This is a genomic window from Pelotomaculum terephthalicicum JT, from assembly GCF_022410535.1.
Classification (GTDB): Bacteria; Bacillota; Desulfotomaculia; order Desulfotomaculales; family Pelotomaculaceae; genus Pelotomaculum_D; species Pelotomaculum_D terephthalicicum.
Genome location: NZ_JAKNBL010000006.1, coordinates 94,605 through 109,759, shown reverse-complemented (window position 1 = coordinate 109,759; position 15,155 = coordinate 94,605). Strand labels below are relative to the sequence as shown.

Sequence of the window (15,155 nt, the reverse complement as noted above, 5' to 3'; positions counted from 1 at the left end):
TTGTTCGCCTGGGCGATATGTTTAATATTTGTGAAAAAACGTGTTCAAGAACTTTGGCTGGCCGGTATTATCGGCGTTGCCATAATGTCTTTAGTTGATTACGTTGGGATTAAATTAAACCTGTACAGCTACCCCAGGGGCGTTATTTATATCGGAGAGATACCTTTATTTCAATTTTTCGGCACATATGCGATGTCAATAATTTATCTATACTGGTTGCCCGGCCGTTGGCGCGATATATTTCCATATACAGCATATATTTCCGTATTTTATCTTACTATAGAGGCCGTGGTTTATAGCTTTGGCGGCATTGCTTACCCAAACTGGAGACTGGGGTACAGTTATTTTCTATTAATTGGCGGCTTAACTCTGCTCGCTTTTTTCTATAGTATGGTGCCCCGTCCTTCTAAGTAACGCGGTCAAATCGGTGATTACCGGTTACCCCCGGCTAGACCGGGAATGTGTCTTCACGGGTCACACTTTAAGCCTTGGAATAATTTTATGGACAGGTAATTGCTTGGCTTCGATTGTTGTTATTTCCCTCTGAAGCAACATAACATTAGCCATTTCCTCATCGCGCAGCCGTTTAAAAATTTCCCTGGCAACCGGGTTGACTACTTTAACGGACAGTTCGTTGTAAAATAGCTGACTGTTAATTTTTTCTTCAAGAGCATGATAAAGAAAATCTAGCGTATCCAAGTAATATTCTACTCCGATCAACTATTTTTAATGTTCAAATTATTCATTTCAAGTTTTAGTTGTTCCAGATGTTCGCAGTTGGTCCTGGCAAAGTCTTGAAAAATTATTTTAAGCCTGGTGTCCGCGATCGTTTTTGCTAAGTGAGTATAGTATACTCCCTGGAGTTCCTCCCGGTGTACGGCCTCTTTGAAAGCGTAATTCAGAAATTCACTCTGGGTCAGTTTTGGCATGGAATCACCTCAAACCCTTCCTGTTATTTTGCAGCGGGTGGGATTTACAAATATTTTGCCCTTAATAAAATAAAAAAACCGGAACTGCAAAATCATCACAAAAAGAAGAACAGAGCGGTCTTTATCGCTTGTAATATTTAACAGCATAGTACATTCCATTAAGGGCAATATATTCACTAAATGACCGAAAATGGCTGGTGTGGTATGAGTATTCTAGCAAATTTACTCAAGTTGATCACCTATGAGGAAAACCCCGACCGTGAAGGGTTTGTTCTGAAAGAAACTTCCGCTGATCAAAAAGCTACCGGTAAGAACGAAGCTCCCTCTATAGGCAAAAATAGTCCGGACGAACAAAAAAAAGCACAGGCCGGTCGCGGTTCTTTTAAAAAGCCTGTTCGTCCCGCCGGTAAAGTTACGGAAAAACCCCGAAAGATAAAAGACAGCGGTGAGGCGGGAGCTGTTCAAACAGGGCAAACTGCCGGGCGAGTGAATGAAAAACCAGTGGTAGATAAGTTGTCGGTTAGCGCCTCACTTGCTGAAAACCGGGATACTGTCGGAATATTATACGGGCTGCCGGAAAACAAGGATATCATTATGAGAGATATAGTCATCGGAACAGAACCGGTTATCAATGGTTTTGTCATTTTCATCGACGGTCTCGTGGATAAGTCTGTCCAGGATTTGCTGTTTCAAGCTTTAATGCTTTTTGCCGCCCGGACCGCCCCGCCGGAGAAAGGCAAACTGGCTTTATTCGTGAAAGAAAGATTGCTGCCGGGCAACCAGATTACTCTGCAGTCCCGGTTTCGTGATATTCTAGACGCGGTGAACTACGGCGATACGGCCTTATTCTTAGAAGGATGCGCTGATGCGCTGCTAGTCGAAACCAAGGGTTGGGAGCACCGGGGAATAGATAGGCCAACGATTGAGCAAGTTGTCCGCGGGCCGCAGGAAGCTTTCGGGGAAACTTTGCGTACAAACACAGCCTTAATCAGGAAGTTAATTAAAAATGAAAACCTGACCACGGAGTTTATAAAAGTCGGCACCCGTAACCAAGTTAACGTAGCGGTTATGTATTTGCGCGACTTGGCCAACCCCGCCCTGGTAGCGGAGGTGAAAAGGCGGATTGACAGCGTTAAGACGGATTTAATTATAGACAGCGGGACGCTCGAAGAATTAATCGAGGACAACCCTTATAATTTAAACCCGACGGTGATGGCCACGGAACGGCCGGACCGCGTGGCCGCAAGCATTATTGAAGGAAGGGTGGGCATTATCGTCGACGGCAGCCCCTTCGCCCTGATCGTGCCCACCACCATGTACGAGATGCTGCATACCGGTGAGGAGCTATACACCCGCTGGCAATTCGGCACCTTTATCCGCTACCTGCGCGCCCTGGCCTTTTACTTGTCTTTCTTGCTGCCGGGGTTATATCTGTCTGTTGTGCTGTTCCACCAGGAAATGATCCCCACGGAACTGCTCCTCGCCATCGCCGGGAACCGCGAAAGAGTACCGTTTCCATCGCTGGTCGAGGTGCTGTTAATGGAAATATCGTTTGAACTGATCCGGGAGGCGGGGTTGCGCATACCCGGCGTTATGGGCACGACCATCGGCATAGTCGGCGCGCTGATTTTAGGCCAGGCCGCCGTCCAAGCCAATATTGTCAGCCCGATCCTGGTGATCCTGGTAGCCGTGACCGGACTGTCCTCCTTTGCCATTCCTTATTACTCCCTGGCTTTTTCTCTGCGGATCTACCGCTTCTTTTACATTGCCGTGGGAGCGATGCTGGGTTTTTTCGGGATCTCTATCGGCCTGTTCGCTCAAATCATCTTAACCGCCAACCTGAAGTCTTTCGGTGTGCCGTACCTTGCTCCAATCGGGCCCAGGACGGTCACCGGCGCGGACGTGGTGACCCGGCTGCCGGTGTTCTTTCACGAAAAGCGGCCGGACTACCTGAACCCGCTGGAAATTGCCCGGCAGCCTGACGTTTCAAGAGGGTGGCTCGAGCAAAAGGACGGTGGTAAAGATAATTAAAGAAGGCAGATTTGGCCCGGGTGAGGCGGTTGTTCTTCTGGGAATATCCAGTATGGCAAGGATATTCTTGTCGTATCCCAGGTTGCTCGTCGATACCGGCGGTCCGGCCGTTTGGATGATGCCGCTCGGCGGTCTGGCCGTTGCCCTAGCCGGGATTTATTTCATGTCACTGGTCCTGAAAAAAAGCCCCGGCAGCACGATTATCGAAATTACCGAGCAGGCCTTCGGTCCGTTTATTGGAATGGCCGTGAACATTCTTGTCACGTTCCAGATATTAGTGGTAACAGGCGCTGTTTTTATCAGGGAGTTCAGTGAGGCGATGCTGACCACCACCTTGCGCTATGCGCCAATCAGTCTAATAGATGCTGCGTTTTTGGCAATGGGTTTATTAGGGGCGTATCTCGGCGTGGAAGCGCTGGCGCGGACAGCCCGGCTGACTTACCTGTATGTGCTGGGTGGATTGTCCATTCTAATTTTTTCTTTAATACCTTTTTGGAATTTCCACAATATGTTGCCGTTTTTCGGTAAGGGGCCCAAAGAAGTATTTCTAATGGGCACCTACAGTACTGCCGGAATAGCTGAGATAATCATAGCGGGAGTGATTGTCCAGGCTATGGGAGGAGCCAAAATTTTCGCCGGGATCGGATACCGGGCCATGCTGATGGGTTTTGGAATTCTCTTTTTATCTTTAACAACCCTTGTTTTAACCTATAGCTGGCCGGTCAGCGAAGAATTTACGCTTCCTTTTTTAAGACTGGCCAGGACTATTTATCTCGGCCGTTTTTTTCAGCGGCCGGAAGCCATCTTTATCCTGATCTGGGGCATTGTCGGGGCTATAAAGATCGCCCTGCTCCTTTACGCCGCGGCGGTTTCCCTGGCCAGGTCGCTGAAACTGCCCGAATACCGTCCCTTGATTTGGCCTCTTGGCCTGGCCATGTTTATCTTGAGTCTCCTGCCGCTGGACATGCCCAGCGTCATTGAGGTGGACGCGGTTTATATAAGGTCGGCCATGCTTTTACCCGACTACCTTTTGCCCTTGCTTATTCTCGCGGTGCTTTGGTTTAAAGGGAGGGGTGCGCGTGCGGGCAGCTAAGATATTTTTTTTCTTTCTGGCAGCGCTCACTTTGCTCTTCCTAACCGGCTGTTTTGGCAGCAGGGAGACCGACGAGACGTTTTACGTCCTGGCCATGGGCTTCGATAAAGGAGAGAAGGACAACATGGTAGTGACCGTCAGCATAGCCAACCCCAAAGCTATTGCCGGAATGGGCGGGGGAGGGGGAGGGGGAGGGAGCGCTAAAGGGGAAGGGAAAAACGTTGTCGTGCAAAGCGTGGAGACCTACGGCCCGCTTGCCGGGATCGAGCAGTTAGGCACGTCAACCAGCAGGCATTTATCGTTGCTTCATACCAAGGCGTACATTTTTTCAGAGGATATGGCTAGAGAAGGTCTGGGAAGCTGGTTCAGCACCTTAAGCCGGTACCATGAACTGCGGGCCACCTCTTATGTTTTCGTCTGCCGCGGCAAAGCGAAAGATTTCCTGGAAAAAAACCAGCCGCCCCTGGAGTTGAGCCCTACTAAACAATACGAACTGATCGGGAGTTTGTCGGCAGCCCACGGGCTATACCAAAACAGCATGTTTAAAGAGTTTTATCAGGATTACAAGAGTTGGTCGATAGAACCCAGCCTGCCGCTGGCGGCTATCCATGAGGGCGGACTGGAGACAGCCAAACCGGGTGTGGTCAAAGGGGGGGAACAGACTCTGGGCAGGTATGTTGCCGGGGAAGTGCCGATTACCGGGGAAAATAAGGCCCAGTTTGACGGTACCGCTGTTTTCCGGGGAGACAAGATGGTAGGAACTTTGAACGGTGAGGAAACCAGGTATTACCTGATGCTGCGTGGTCAATTCGAAAATGGTTTCTTAATTATCCTTGACCCGCTTGTTGCCGAGCCTTCGGGGATTGGCCTGAGTGTTCACCAGGCGCGCAGTCCCAAATACGCTACCCGCTTTAATGAAGACGGCAGCGTGACGGTTGACGTGGATATTTATTTGGAGGCTGACCTGGCGGCGATGTTAAGCGGCATCAATTACGAAAGCCCGGACAACAAGCCAATCCTGGAAGAAGCTTTTTCAGAAAATATCCGGGAAGGGTGTCAGAAACTAATCGAACGCACACAGGAAGAGTTCAAATCAGATATTTTCGGTTTCGGTGAACAAGTGAAGGGCCATTTTTGGACTGTGCAGTCATGGCGTAATTTTGATTGGCTGCAGAAGTACCCGGAGGCGCAGGTTAACGTCACGGTGCACACCAGGATCAGGCGGACCGGCCTCCAGTTGAAAACCACTCAAGTAAAATCTGGTGAGTGAACATGAAGTGGCTATTGCTGCTTTTCCCTCTGGCAATTACTTATTATACATATACCTACGGCCGATGGGCGCTAAAGAACGGATACAAGCGCGGCGGGATCGGGGTCTTGGTGCTGGCCGCCTTTGTCCTGGCCCTGGCCGTCTACGCCCTGTTTGTCAGGCAGGAATTTTAGCCGGCAGGGTGCGGTGCGGATTGGCGATAACTTCTTGCATCGCCAGTCCTGAAATTTGCTGAAGCATTGTTTGACACCTGGAAAAAAGAGACGGTATAATGTCACCAGGGGTGAATTCTCATAAACTGTTGTGAACGCGCATATTAAGGAATTTAACCCTTGATACGTTTATATAAAGATGAAATTTGGGAATATGTTTAACTAAGAGCAGGTAACCGGACTATTTCAGGCGAATTAGTTTGTGACAATACAGTTAATTAGTCTAAGGAAAGAGGGAGTGAGAGTGTCTGATAAAGTTATTCGTGTTGGCATGATGGGCCTTGGCACCGTAGGCCGGGGCGTGTACCGCATTCTGAAAGATAATAGTAAGGGAATAGAGCAAAAAGTAGGCGCAAAGGTTGAGATAAAAAAAATATTGGTGCGGGACCCGGCGAAAAACCGGGGCGTCGATCTGAGTGATGGTCTGCTTACTGCCAACGTCAGTGAGATTGTTGAAAACCCTGAGATTGACCTGGTGGTAGAGGTCATGGGCGGGATTAACCCGGCCCTGGAATATTCAATGACGGCGCTAAAAAAGGGCAAAAGCCTGGTTACCGCGAATAAAGACATGATCGCTTTACATGGCAAAGAGCTTTTCGAAGCCGCGGAGGCAAGTAATGCGGATGTCCTTTTTGAAGGAAGTGTCGCCGGGGGCATACCCATAATCAGGCCGTTGAAAGAATGTTTGGCGGCTAACCGGATCCAGCAGGTTATCGGTATTATCAATGGGACAACAAACTACATGTTGACCAGGATGACCAATGAAAGCATGGACTTTGAACAGGTGCTCAGGGAGGCGCAGGCACTCGGTTATGCCGAAGCCGACCCGTCCGCCGACGTGGAAGGCTACGACGCGGCGCGCAAGCTGTCAATCCTGAGCTCAATTGCTTTCAATACCAGAGTGCCTTTAAATCAAGTATTTGTTGAAGGTATTACCAGGATTACCGCTGAAGATATAACTTACGCCAACGAACTGAATTATGTAATCAAGCTGCTTGGGATCGCTAAAGAAACTGATGAAGGCATTGAAGTGCGCGTGCACCCGGCCTTGCTTCCGAAACACCACCCGCTGGCTTCGGTGAATGACGTTTACAATGCGATTTTTATCCGGGGCGACGCAGTCGGAGACGTAATGTTTTACGGGCGGGGCGCTGGTGAAATGCCTACCGCCAGCGCCGTGACGGCTGATGTGATGAGCGCGGCCCGTAATTTGCTGCGAAATGTGCCGGGCATAATCAGCTGTACTTGTTTTGAGGAAAAGCCGGTTAAACCTATGGGATTAACCGCGACCAAATATTACGTGCGTTTGCATGTTGCCGACAAGCCCGGAGTGTTGGCCGGGATTGCCTTAGTCTTTGGAAATAATGAAGTGAGTCTGGCTTCTGTCATCCAAAGGCACACTTCCGGTCATTCAGCGGAAATTGTCCTGGTAACGCATGAAGTACTGGAAGGAAATTTCCAGGAGGCATTGAAATCAATAAAAGAACTGCCCGCTGTCTATGATATAACAAGTGTGATTCGCACCGAGGGGGATTAATACCTCAAATGATTCGTGTGCAGGTACCCGCTACCACCGCCAACCTCGGCCCCGGTTTTGACTGCCTGGGGATGGCCTTGGAATTATACAATATAGTGGAGATTATCCAAGTTCCTCATGGCTTGACCATCGAAGTGACAGGCGAAGGTGCGGCCGATATTTCCAGGGACGTGGACAACCTTGTTTTTCGGGCCGCGCAGCAAGTTTTCAAGCAAGTGGGTTTCGAACCCACGGGCTTGAAAATTCGACTGATTAACCAGATACCAGTCGCCCGTGGTTTGGGAAGCAGTACCGCCGCCATTATTGGCGGGGTAATAGCTGCTAATTTACTTGTTGGGGGGAGGCTTTCCTTAAAAGAAATAATTGGCCTTGCCAGTTTGCTGGAAGGCCATCCGGATAATGTAGCACCTGCGGTCCTGGGCGGTATAGTGATCTCGGTTCAGGCCGACGGTGAATTAAAGAACATGAAAATACAACCGCCTCAAGGCATTAAATGCGTTGTGGCTATTCCGGATTTCATTCTCGCTACGAAAGCGTCAAGGGACGTTCTGCCGTCTCAGGTGCCTTTTCAAGACGTTATTTTTAATTTAGGCAGGGTTGCTCTTTTGGTTGCCGCCTTGCAAAAGGGTGATTTTACCTTGTTGGGGACAGCGATGGAGGATCACCTTCACCAGCCCTTCCGTTCAGTTCTGGTTCCGGGTATGAAAAAGGTGCTGGCCGCGGCAAAATTGGCCGGAGCCAGAGGTGTTACTCTGAGCGGCGCGGGACCGTCAGTGATTGCTCTTGCTGACAGCAACTTTGATTTAATTGCCCGGGTGATGGGCGATACATTCCGTCAAAATGGCGTAAAGTGCAGAACCTTGGTTCTTAAACCAAGTCCGATTGGTGCGAGAGCACTTGAAGTAAAATAAAATTTTATTATGGATATAAATCATTTAACGTCCGGCGAAACCGTCGGGAGTGAAAGGGCAGGCGATATTATTGTTAGTTGTGCAGAAGTACGGCGGCAGTTCCGTGGCTGACGCTGAACGGATCCGGCGGGTTGCCCGCCGGGTTAATGATGTGCGGGCTGAAGGTCACAGGGTGGTAGTAGTGGTGTCAGCGATGGGTGACACGACTGATGATTTAATTAATCTGGTTGAAGGAATAACCGACAGCCCGCCGGAAAGGGAAATGGATGTTATTTTGTCAACCGGGGAGCAAGTTTCAATAGCGCTGCTGGCTATGGCCATCAAGGAACTAAAAGCGCCGGTTATTTCTCTTACCGGGGCGCAGGTAGGTATTTTAACTGATAATGCCCATACAAAAGCAAGGATATTAAATGTTAATACCGCCCGCCTGCAAAAAGAATTGGACGAGGGCAACATCGTTATTGTGGCCGGCTTTCAAGGAATAAATGAACGAAACGACATTACCACTCTGGGCCGCGGTGGTTCAGACACTACCGCCGTAGCTCTTGCCGCCGCGTTGAAAGCTGATCTGTGCGAAATATATACAGACGTTGACGGGGTTTACACAACGGATCCAAGGATTGTCTCCGAAGCCCGCAAGCTTGATGTGGTCTCATATGATGAAATGTTGGAACTGGCCAATCTCGGCGCCGTTGTGCTGCACCCCCGCTCGGTGGAATTGGCCATGCAATACGGGATGCCCCTGCACGTGCGCTCAAGCTTTAATCTTAATTTGGGAACGATAGTAAGGGAGGTAGACAGTATGGAAAGGTCGCTTGTGGTTACCGGTGTGGCATACGATTTAAATGTTGCCAAGATAGGATTGTACGATGTTTTTGATAAGCCCGGCATTGCTTATAAATTATTTAAATCGCTAGCCGATGAAAAAATAAACGTCGATATGATCATTCAAAGCGCGACACGTGACGAAAGGAATGATATATCCTTCACATGCTCACGGAGCGATTTGAAAAAAGCGTTGTCTGTCGTGCAAGACCTCCTGCCGGAAATTGGCGCCAGCGGAGTCACCAGTAAAGACAGTGTGGCCAAGGTTTCCATTGTAGGTGCCGGCATGGTCAGCAACCCCGGGGTAGCCGCCATGATGTTTGAAGCGCTTGCGGAAGAAGGAATTAACCTGGAAATGATTAGCACTTCCGAGATTAAAACGTCCTGTGTCATCGAAGCAGCGGAGGCGGAAAAGGCCGTACATACCTTGCATAATAAATTTAACCTGGCAAATGAAAAAAGTCTCTAAAGTATTTAGGTATTCACGAGTTTCGAGACAATAAACAATCCTCTCATTCTAACTCCTGAGTAGTAATAGATTGCCAATGAAAATAAACGTAAGGGACAGCGCCGCAGCAATTAAGCTGCGGCGTTTAGCCGGAATGGATTTATAAAACGCAGATGAGGTTTAGGTCTGAAACACATTTTAAGGGATATAATATTATTAACTCTCAGAAGTCAGGAGTCAGAATAAAGGAATCGTACTGACTACCTGAAGAAACGTAGGAGCTGAATTAAATGAACTATTCCCGCAGCTGCGTTCTTTTATTGTCCACCATGACATTATTGATGTTGATGTCATGCCGGTTAACTTCAGGGCTGGAGTCCGGCCCCGAAGCTACACCGGCCAAACCGGCAGCGCCGGCTGAATCGACGGGAACCGGCGCGCCGGCGGTGCTTTCCCAAGGAGTGGTAACTGAGCCGGTAACGATGTTTTGGTCGGAACCCGGTCCACTCCGCGACTATGACCACCTTCTCTTGGAAAAACCGAGTAATCCGGCCGCCTGGGCTGCCGGCATGGACACTGAGATGAGGTTGTGGCTGGTTGGCAAGACTGAGACCCAGGCTCTTTATGGAGAGCCGGTAACAGTCTTGGAACGACGCGGTGAATGGTTAAAAGTGGCGGCTGTTAAACAAAAAAGCAACCTTAATAATGCAGGCTATCCTGGTTGGGTGCCGGCGGCCCATATAGTTAACGGACAGGTTTTTTTAAGCGAGTTGGAAACCCAGCCTAATATTGTTGTTGTAAAACCGTTCACGAAACTTTATGCAAATCAAGAATTAACTGAGACAATTACCGAGCTTTGTTACCAAACCAGACTTCCGGCGCTGGAGGAAGAAACAACCGCCGTTGCGGTTCGGCTGCCCGACGGCGGTACCGGTTACCTGCCGCGGCAGGATGTTAAGCTTACAAATGAGTTAGCTTTTTCCCGGGCGGAAATTGTAAATGAAGCAATGAGCTTCTTGGGCCTGCGGTACATATGGGCCGGTACGTCTTCCTATGGTTTCGACTGTTCCGGGTATACCATGCGGCTCTACCAGTCACAAGGCATATCCATTCCGAGAGATGCAGACGAACAAGCAAGAGAAGGTCAGATGGTGGATAAAAACGCTCTTTTAGCGGGTGATCTGTTGTTTTTCGCGGCTAAAGGGGGACAGGGCCAAATCCACCATGTGGCTATGTATATCGGCGACGGTATGATGATTCATTCACCCAACAGCGGTTCGTCCATACAGATCAGCGCAATTGACAGTAGAGCTTACGGTGGAGAATACTGGGGGGCAAAACGTTATTGTCCGTAAGCTTTAAATGAACAATGTTACTGTTAATTATATTTCGCCATTGCTGTTATATATCGTATGACCTATTCCCATTCCAGGCAGGAGCGCGTTACTCGCAACCCTATGCATGAATTACACCTCTGTTAAATAACGTTTCCCCGAAAAGGTCTAAATCCCTGCTAATATCTAAAATAGTCTTTGTTTTTGTCAAGTTTCTGCTAATAATGAAAACTGTAAATTAATACATGACCGGATAAACTTTGACGATCATAATATATGTTGCATTGAAAAAGAACTATTTAAGCGCTGGCAAATATTTTGATACTTAAGCTTTAAAATAATTAATTCCTTTATTTGACATAATGATTGACAATTACAAGTTTTCAATTTATAATTTAGTTGATGTCAAAAATAGGAGTGTGAAATATGGCATTTGAAGTTTATAAACCACGTGGCGAACGAGTACCTAAGTTACCATTGGTAACAATTTCAAAGAATTCAATAGTGTTGAACAAATATGCCCGGGGGAAATTGAATGTCAGTAAAGTTGAACTGGCCTTTGATCCTGATTCTAGTGTTATTAGGATAAAAGCCAGCAGTGAAGGCCAAAATATAAAAAAGACTAAAGTGTTTGGCAGAGGATTTTTTAACCACTTTGGAATTGCAGCGAAAGGTAAATTCCATGCTGAATATGACGAAAAAGAAAGGGCTTTGTATGTCAATATTAATAAGACAATTAAGGACCCTCAATAATGAGGGTCCTTAATTGTAACTTGTATATATTGTCATAATTCATCATATAATTATTAATTAATGCATTATTATAAAGAAATTGTAATATATTTGAGGAAATTAACCCGGTTAATTATACGGTCAAGATTTTTTTGACTTCTTCACGCATAGTATTCTTAGATGCCGTTCTCCGGTGCAGTATGGTTTTTTTATCAAGGTCTTTGAGACCCGGGGGGATCTCCATGCCGCTTAAAACAGAGAGCAGTTCTAACAGTTCGAACTCGTCTTTGCCCCGCACCGCGTCGTCCCCCAGGATGGCCCGGGCCACGCTGGCGTTAAACTTAAAAGGACTGGCTGTTGAGGCGATAATTGTCTTGGTATGGTCGCCTGTGGAGTTGATATATTTATTATATACATTTATGCCCACACCGGTATGAGTATCAACTACATAGCTATATTCTTGAAATATTGAGCGAATTGTCTTAATTGTTTCGTTATCATCCGCAAATCCAGACCAAAAAAGTCTATCAATGCGCGCTAAAGTCATTTCGTCCACCTGGAATATTCCCGAATCTTTTAAATTAGCCATCCATTCTCTGGTTTTTATATGGTCGCTGCCGTTCAGATGATATAGCAGACGTTCCAGGTTGCTGGAGATAAGGATATCCATCGATGGAGAAACAGTCTTCCAGAACCGCCGGTTACGGTTATACACACCGGTACGGATAAAATCGGTGAGTACATTGTTGGCATTGGAAGCGCAAATCAACCTGTTTACCGGCAGGCCCATCTCTAAAGCGTAATAGGCAGCTAAAATATTGCCGAAATTGCCTGTTGGCACTACAAAGTTAATTCTTTCTCCCAAGGTCACATTTCCCTTGGCTACCAGGTCCAAGTAAGCGGAAAAATAATACGCGATTTGTGGCACCAAGCGTCCCCAGTTAATTGAGTTGGCTGAAGAAAGACGATAGTTTTTATTTTGCAGGTCATGGTTAAACCCAATGTCGCCGAAAATATCTTTAACCCCGTTCTGAGCGTCGTCAAAATTGCCCCGGACGGCGACTACATCTACATTATCTCCTTCCTGAGTGATCATTTGCAGTTGCTGCATCGCGCTTACCCCTTGTTCCGGGTAAAAAACAATAATCCTTGTGCGCGGTACGTCTTTAAAACCTGCCAGGGCGGCTTTGCCCGTGTCGCCGGAGGTAGCCACAAGAATCACAATGATTGAATCATCACCTGTTTTTATCGCCGCCTTGGTTAATAAATGAGGTAGAATTTGCAGGGCCATGTCTTTAAAAGCGCAAGTCGGTCCATGCCACAACTCTAAAACATATAGTGAATCGTTTAATTGGCGGACCGGCGCAATTAGGGGTGAATCGAATTTTTCCCGGTTATAAGACAAAGAAACGCACTCATCTATTTCTTCTCCGCTATAATCTGTAAAGTATTTTTTTAAAACGACAGCGGCCTGGGCTTGATAACCTTGACCAGCCATTTCCTTTAAACAGTTTATGGTAATCTGTGGTATTTCAAAAGGAACAAATAAACCTCCATCAGGTGAAATGCCCAGTTTGATTGCTTCCGCTGATAAAATTTTTTTGAACTGGCCCCTGGTGCTTTCGTACAACATGGTTAGCCCTCCCATAATAACTGGTTACACCGTCATATAACGAATTGTAACCCAAATGGCCTGACCTGACAAGTTTAGCAAAGTTGACATGTTATTATTTCCAATATTCTGGGAAAAATAAATAGTAAAAAACGCTGAGGTGCTATTAATGGTCTATGCTACGGGCAAGTCAAAAAAAGATGCAAGAAGTGCTTTAGGCCGCCGGTTTGATCAATTGTGCGGGCTGTTCCTTATCTGGCTGGCAAGTTTTCTGCTTTTGGCAAGCTTAATGGAAAGATTGCAAACGGCTTTCATATTTTCCGTCCCGCTGCTTGTTCTGGAAGCCGTATTGCTGCGAAAGCTTTTTTTCATCATAGAGCGAAAGCGGCAACTGCGGCGGAAGTTCCGGCTGGCTGGTAAAAAGATTTTTGATGATATAACGAAGGTGAATTCCCGGCATGAATTAAAACTCATCGTTTTGGAATTATTTAGAAGGATACCTGGTTTCCAGACTATAAGCTTAAACAGCAGCGAAAAACAGGAAATCGATTTAATAGGCGTTTATCAGGGGGCACCAGTGGCAATACTGTGTGCGTGCCCGGAAGGAAATAGAAAAATAAAGCGTTCTGACATCCAGTCATTTGCCGGCGCGCTTAGCCTTGGGGGTTATAAAAACGGCTTATTGGTTACAACTGGGGAACACAGTCCAGGCGTGACACGGGTAGTCAAGCAAATTTTCCGCAGAGGGATCAATATAAAACCGATTGACCGGTATGGGCTGGTGAACATAGCGTTGCGCGCCGGTTTAGAATCATTGCGGGAAAAAGATGCTCAGCAGGGGATTTCCCTGTCGGCAGCGGATGAGAGCCGGACGACATTTCCAGTTGTTTGGGACTCTGTTTTTCGTTTCGAAAAGGCTAAGAGTTATTATTTGTTCGGTCTGATGTTGTATGGAGGATATATTTTGATGCGCGGCACAACTTTTTTAAGCTATTTTTACCTGTCTTTTGCATTGTTAAACATCTTCATGGGCACTATATGCCTTTACTTGGGCAGGAGTATCGTGAATACCGACCCTCTAAAAGGATTCGGGCCGGATAAAACATAAGCCGCATTTGTCAGTCGCAGAGCTCCGGGGTTAATTTTTCGTGTTACCATGTGTTACCATACTGAAGGTGTTTTTTCGTCGACTATGGCAAATGAGTAGCCCCTCGCCTGTAAAAACTCAATTATTTTAGGCAGGGCGGCAACATCGCTTTCGCGGTTCTTAATATAATTCAGCGTTGCTGTTCCGGGCGAACTCTGACTGAGGTTGATTTCTGTACCGTCATGCATGAGAATGATTGGCACCCGCTTCATTCTTTCCATATTTACAACCCCGTTTGCGACATTGCCGTAAACCTGCTCCGGCGTGGCGCCGTTGGGATCGGTATCGGCGGCGGATACATTCCATCCCAACGATAGATAACCATTTTTGCTAAGCAGTTCATCAATGTTTTTGTTTAGTTTAGCAGGACCTCCGGGGGCGCGAAATACTTTCACGTTTTTTTCTGTTAACGCGGTAATAGCTTGAGCGCACTTTTGCAGATCTTCCAAGAAGGCTCTTGGACTGGCGTAGATTTTATTATAATCATGGCTGAAAGTGTGGTTAACCAAGCCATGTCCTTCATTAACAATTCTTTTTAATACCTCGGGGTTTTTTTCTATGTTACTGCCGATAACTACAAAGCTTGCTTTTACATCGTATTTCTTTAAAATATCTAAAATTATGCCCGTATAATGTGAATTAGGTCCGTCGTCGAAAGTAAGATAAACGTATTTAGCCGGCTCAGTTGATGAATTATCAACAGGTTGCCGGTCGGCGGCAGCTTGCTCAAGGACCATGAGTTGGTTTGACACTTCTACTTGGGCTGAATTACCTGTCCGGCTATCCATGGCAACCAGCGGGCTTTTTGTGCAATTAGCCAGGAGTATTAAGACGATGAATAATGGTATGGAACATTTATAAAACATTTAGTGCCTCTTGTGAGCTAGTCATCTAGTAATATATTGAATATACTACCTGTTGTCGAATCATGCAATAAAATATTTCCAGCATGAAGGTAAAAATAACACCGGTCCAGTGGGACTTGTCTTGATGAAAAGACTTGATTATTATAATATAAACATGACGGCAAAAGATGTAATATTATTTTGACAACGCAAATATTTTATAAAATAT

15 protein-coding genes are annotated in these 15,155 nt (G+C 46.8%); 11 read left to right on the top strand and 4 right to left on the bottom strand.

Annotated elements, in window-relative coordinates; genetic code table 11:
• Nucleotides 1–30 precede the first annotated feature (30 nt).
• A complete protein-coding gene (locus tag L9W92_RS06480) occupies nucleotides 31–414 on the top strand; it encodes a hypothetical protein (RefSeq protein WP_240082925.1) in 384 nt (127 codons plus the stop codon).
• A gap of 60 nt (nucleotides 415–474) precedes the next feature.
• Here L9W92_RS06480 and L9W92_RS06475 read toward each other — a convergent pair whose 3' ends face one another.
• Nucleotides 475–699, bottom strand: coding sequence for a ferritin family protein (locus tag L9W92_RS06475; RefSeq protein ID WP_240082924.1), 225 nt, complete (start codon nucleotides 697–699; stop codon nucleotides 475–477).
• A gap of 17 nt (nucleotides 700–716) precedes the next feature.
• A complete protein-coding gene (locus L9W92_RS06470) occupies nucleotides 717–929 on the bottom strand; it encodes a hypothetical protein (protein ID WP_240082923.1) in 213 nt (70 codons plus the stop codon).
• Nucleotides 930–1,133: 204 nt separating this feature from the next.
• On the opposite strand from L9W92_RS06470, the gene L9W92_RS06465 reads away from it, so the two are divergent.
• The 9 genes from L9W92_RS06465 to L9W92_RS06425 all read left to right on the top strand — a co-directional run bounded on the left by L9W92_RS06465 (nucleotide 1,134) and on the right by L9W92_RS06425 (nucleotide 11,343).
• Entirely contained in the window at nucleotides 1,134–2,960 is a 1,827-nt protein-coding gene (locus tag L9W92_RS06465; protein ID WP_240082922.1) for a spore germination protein, read from the top strand.
• Complete coding sequence (locus L9W92_RS06460) at nucleotides 2,944–4,053, top strand: GerAB/ArcD/ProY family transporter (RefSeq protein WP_240082921.1); 1,110 nt, start codon at nucleotides 2,944–2,946, stop codon at nucleotides 4,051–4,053. The genes L9W92_RS06465 and L9W92_RS06460 overlap by 17 nt, the downstream gene beginning before the upstream one ends.
• Entirely contained in the window at nucleotides 4,040–5,323 is a 1,284-nt protein-coding gene (locus L9W92_RS06455) for a Ger(x)C family spore germination protein (protein WP_240082920.1), read from the top strand. Before L9W92_RS06460 ends, L9W92_RS06455 begins: the two co-directional genes overlap by 14 nt.
• Complete coding sequence (locus tag L9W92_RS06450) at nucleotides 5,320–5,496, top strand: hypothetical protein (protein WP_240082919.1); 177 nt, start codon at nucleotides 5,320–5,322, stop codon at nucleotides 5,494–5,496. The genes L9W92_RS06455 and L9W92_RS06450 overlap by 4 nt, the downstream gene beginning before the upstream one ends.
• Nucleotides 5,497–5,779: 283 nt before the next feature.
• Nucleotides 5,780–7,072 carry a homoserine dehydrogenase gene (locus L9W92_RS06445; protein ID WP_240082918.1) on the top strand — a complete coding sequence of 431 codons (1,293 nt, stop codon included), beginning with the start codon at nucleotides 5,780–5,782 and terminating at the stop codon, nucleotides 7,070–7,072.
• Nucleotides 7,073–7,080: 8 nt separating this feature from the next.
• The gene (thrB, locus tag L9W92_RS06440) at nucleotides 7,081–7,983 is read left to right on the top strand and encodes a homoserine kinase (protein WP_240082917.1); all 903 of its coding nucleotides are present in this window, start codon (nucleotides 7,081–7,083) and stop codon (nucleotides 7,981–7,983) included.
• A gap of 70 nt (nucleotides 7,984–8,053) precedes the next feature.
• Complete coding sequence (locus L9W92_RS06435) at nucleotides 8,054–9,277, top strand: aspartate kinase (RefSeq protein ID WP_240082916.1); 1,224 nt, start codon at nucleotides 8,054–8,056, stop codon at nucleotides 9,275–9,277.
• A gap of 269 nt (nucleotides 9,278–9,546) precedes the next feature.
• Nucleotides 9,547–10,611, top strand: coding sequence for a C40 family peptidase (locus tag L9W92_RS06430; RefSeq protein WP_240082915.1), 1,065 nt, complete (start codon nucleotides 9,547–9,549; stop codon nucleotides 10,609–10,611).
• 405 nt (nucleotides 10,612–11,016) lie between these two features.
• Nucleotides 11,017–11,343: a hypothetical protein gene (locus L9W92_RS06425; protein ID WP_240082914.1), complete on the top strand. Its 327-nt coding sequence runs from the start codon at nucleotides 11,017–11,019 to the stop codon at nucleotides 11,341–11,343.
• A 112-nt stretch (nucleotides 11,344–11,455) separates the two neighbouring features.
• Here L9W92_RS06425 and thrC read toward each other — a convergent pair whose 3' ends face one another.
• Nucleotides 11,456–12,955, bottom strand: coding sequence for a threonine synthase (gene thrC / locus L9W92_RS06420; protein WP_240082913.1), 1,500 nt, complete (start codon nucleotides 12,953–12,955; stop codon nucleotides 11,456–11,458).
• A 148-nt stretch (nucleotides 12,956–13,103) separates the two neighbouring features.
• Here thrC and L9W92_RS06415 point away from each other — a divergent pair, with 148 nt between their 5' ends.
• Nucleotides 13,104–14,042 (top strand): restriction endonuclease, encoded by a 939-nt coding sequence (locus L9W92_RS06415; RefSeq protein ID WP_240082912.1) that lies wholly within the window; start codon nucleotides 13,104–13,106, stop codon nucleotides 14,040–14,042.
• Nucleotides 14,043–14,095: 53 nt separating this feature from the next.
• Here the strand turns inward: L9W92_RS06415 and L9W92_RS06410 are convergent, their stop codons facing one another.
• Nucleotides 14,096–14,947: a polysaccharide deacetylase family protein gene (locus tag L9W92_RS06410; RefSeq protein ID WP_240082911.1), complete on the bottom strand. Its 852-nt coding sequence runs from the start codon at nucleotides 14,945–14,947 to the stop codon at nucleotides 14,096–14,098.
• Between the last annotated feature and the right edge of the window lie 208 nt (nucleotides 14,948–15,155).